The 2,447-nt window shown below is 52.0% G+C and carries 3 protein-coding genes; all 3 read left to right on the top strand.

Translation table 11 applies throughout. The features are described from left to right. Nucleotides 1-205: 205 nt before the first annotated feature. Genes C482_RS21565 through C482_RS15605 form a run of 3 tightly spaced genes read left to right on the top strand, consistent with a single transcriptional unit; the run spans nucleotide 206 to nucleotide 2,310 of the window. Entirely contained in the window at nucleotides 206-349 is a 144-nt protein-coding gene (locus C482_RS21565) for a hypothetical protein (protein WP_161605608.1), read from the top strand. Next, the gene (locus tag C482_RS15600; protein ID WP_006168688.1) at nucleotides 321-1,979 is read left to right on the top strand and encodes a hypothetical protein; all 1,659 of its coding nucleotides are present in this window, start codon (nucleotides 321-323) and stop codon (nucleotides 1,977-1,979) included. The genes C482_RS21565 and C482_RS15600 overlap by 29 nt, the downstream gene beginning before the upstream one ends. Beyond that, nucleotides 1,969-2,310 carry a DUF1707 domain-containing protein gene (locus C482_RS15605; protein WP_152422027.1) on the top strand — a complete coding sequence of 114 codons (342 nt, stop codon included), beginning with the start codon at nucleotides 1,969-1,971 and terminating at the stop codon, nucleotides 2,308-2,310. The genes C482_RS15600 and C482_RS15605 overlap by 11 nt, the downstream gene beginning before the upstream one ends. Nucleotides 2,311-2,447 lie beyond the last annotated feature (137 nt).

The following is a 2,447-nucleotide window of genomic DNA, read 5'->3' on the forward strand; positions in this document are numbered from 1 at the left end:
CCAGCCGGGCTGTTATCAGTGGTTCACGTCATCCCGTGACGGCGCGTATCCACGCCGTAAACGACGTGGTATTGCGCCTGCTCCGCATATAATAATAATAATAACTCCTGTCTTTTCATTCAAAAGACTAATAGACAGTAGGGCATAGTTGCGTATTATGTTAGGTACCAGAATGACTAATAGAAGACAAAATATTCGGTCAGGTATGAGACCGAATATCGGCATCACACACCAGTTGAACGGACGAGTAAAAGGCTCTGCAGCAGCAAATGGCCTCGATCTCGATGACGCCTCCCAGCACATCATCAAAGCTGGGCTAGATGAACTTGAGGGAGATCGTGAGCAGTAACGATTTGACTCGCCATCTCGCCATTAGAATCGGATCACTCGCAATATTGGTAGGAATACTCTGGTTCCTCCGCCCATTGTTTCATCCACTCATTTACCGGATAGTCTACAGTCCAACGCTGTTGATTATCGGCGGCGGAGCGATACTTGTTGCGACGTTACTGTTCCTCGCACCACCGTTACCGACCTCCAGTGACCAAAATCTGATGGCTTCCCCCTCGGCAAAACTAACACTCTTTGGGATGGCGTTCGTTATCCTCCTTGTTCTTGGCGTGTTGTACGGAATTCCTGCCTCAGAGGTGGAAGAGCGGACGCTCGCCCAGGATACGATGGCTGATTCACAGATACTGGAGGAGTTCCCGGAAATGAACGAGCAAAACGCTAGGATCACCCCGGGAGCGGTAGCGGACACGCAGACGCGTGGGAGTGTCTCCTACAGGCAACATCAACTCGGTGAATCAGATATCGCCCGAATGGAAGATGGAAGGTTAGCTTGGTCATACGCCATTGAACCAGACCCATTTCAAGTCCAATTGAGTGGTAACCAGCGTGGTGTTCTCCTCTCGGACATGACTCGAATGGAAAACCGAGAGATGCAAGCGTACGATGAAAACGACTTCACCTATGGTCAGAACATGCTGTTGCACCGAAGTGCCGACTGGAATTTGAAGAAATCCGGGTACTGGGACCAATATAATGATGACCCAATCGAATTTGTCCATGATGGTGAGGCGTATATGGCATATCCGAAAACCGGTCACGAGTGGCGTTTCTCACCTATCCCTCACACAGTGCCTGTATGGGATGGCGTCGCGCTGGTCCATCAGGATGGAACCATCGAACACCTGAGTCCCGAGGAGGCTCAGCAGAACGAAGCCCTGGACGGTCAGCGCCTCTATCCACTCGACATAACCGAACAAAAAATGAACAGCCTCGGGTACCGTAACGGCATCACGAATCAAATGGGTCTTATCGGTAGCTACGAGGGAGTGATTGAACCGGCGAGTCTTCCGTCTGGCGCAGGCAACGACCAGCCGTTCGTCATCGACCTCGCTGGTGAACAGATGAGCTACGTGATGGCGATGGAACCACACGGCGATTCAACGACAGGGTTGGATGAGGTCTGGTTCACCGATGCGACGACGGGAGAAGTCACCTACTATGAGACCGGTTCTGAGACGCTACGAGGTCCCGACAGGGCGATGGGCGTCGCTCGCGGGACGGACACGCAGACCTCTTGGGGAGAAGACGGTGACGCACTCATAGTCGAGCCAGTCCCAGTATCGGTAGATGGAGAACTCTGGTGGCATTCGAAGGTCGTTACAACTGATCAAACCGATGTCGTCCGGAACATATTTGTTAACGCTCACACGGATGAGGCAGTCATTCTCTTCGAGACCGAAGAGGTGTACGACTTCATCGCAGGAACCGACGTAGCAGAGCTTGATTCAGCGGAAGCAATTGATGAAGAGGGTGAAGAGATCGAGACCGAGCCAGAGCCAGACGATCCAGAGGTGGCGTACTATATCGTCATATACGACGCAGCTGGCGATGAGATAGACCGTATTGAGATTGAGCCAGGACAAGATGTATCCTTTGAATCAGAGCAAAGAGCTGACGATGAACCCTAACACAAAGGCGACGCCTGTGAAGTCGATTGCGTGGGTAGCGTTATCGGCAGGACTCCTGTTGCTCATTGCACCATGGACGCCACCGCAAGCTGCACTGTTCGTGATGGTTGCGCTATTCGTCTTCGGTGTCACCGTCTATTTCGGAGTCTCCTACATCATCACAGAGTTGCATCATGGTTGGACAGCTGCTGAACCAGAACCAGACCCAGACCCAGACGAGGACGAAGCCAAATTAGATGAACTCAACGAGATGTATGAACGCGGGGAGATAGACGAGAATGAACTGGAAGAACGGATTGAAAAGGTGTATTCGGCCAACTCAGTGAAGTAAGCAACTGGAAACATAGTTGGGGCACTCGGCGACAAAACAGCTCCCTTCCTATAGTAACACCTGCAACTAGTTACACACTGATCGCACGTTCGCGGTTCTCGCTCAGTTCACTCGCTCCGAACCGCGCTGCCGTCGTG

The organism is Natrialba chahannaoensis JCM 10990, from assembly GCF_000337135.1.
Classification (GTDB): Archaea; Halobacteriota; Halobacteria; order Halobacteriales; family Natrialbaceae; genus Natrialba; species Natrialba chahannaoensis.

Excerpts from the sequence above, each read along its gene's own strand:
- C482_RS15600 (WP_006168688.1), top strand. The coding sequence starts at position 321 with ATGAACTTGAGGGAGATCGTGAGCAGTAACGATTTGACTCGCCATCTC.
- C482_RS21565 (WP_161605608.1), top strand. The coding sequence starts at position 206 with ATGAGACCGAATATCGGCATCACACACCAGTTGAACGGACGAGTAAAA.
- C482_RS15605 (WP_152422027.1), top strand. The coding sequence starts at position 1,969 with ATGAACCCTAACACAAAGGCGACGCCTGTGAAGTCGATTGCGTGGGTA.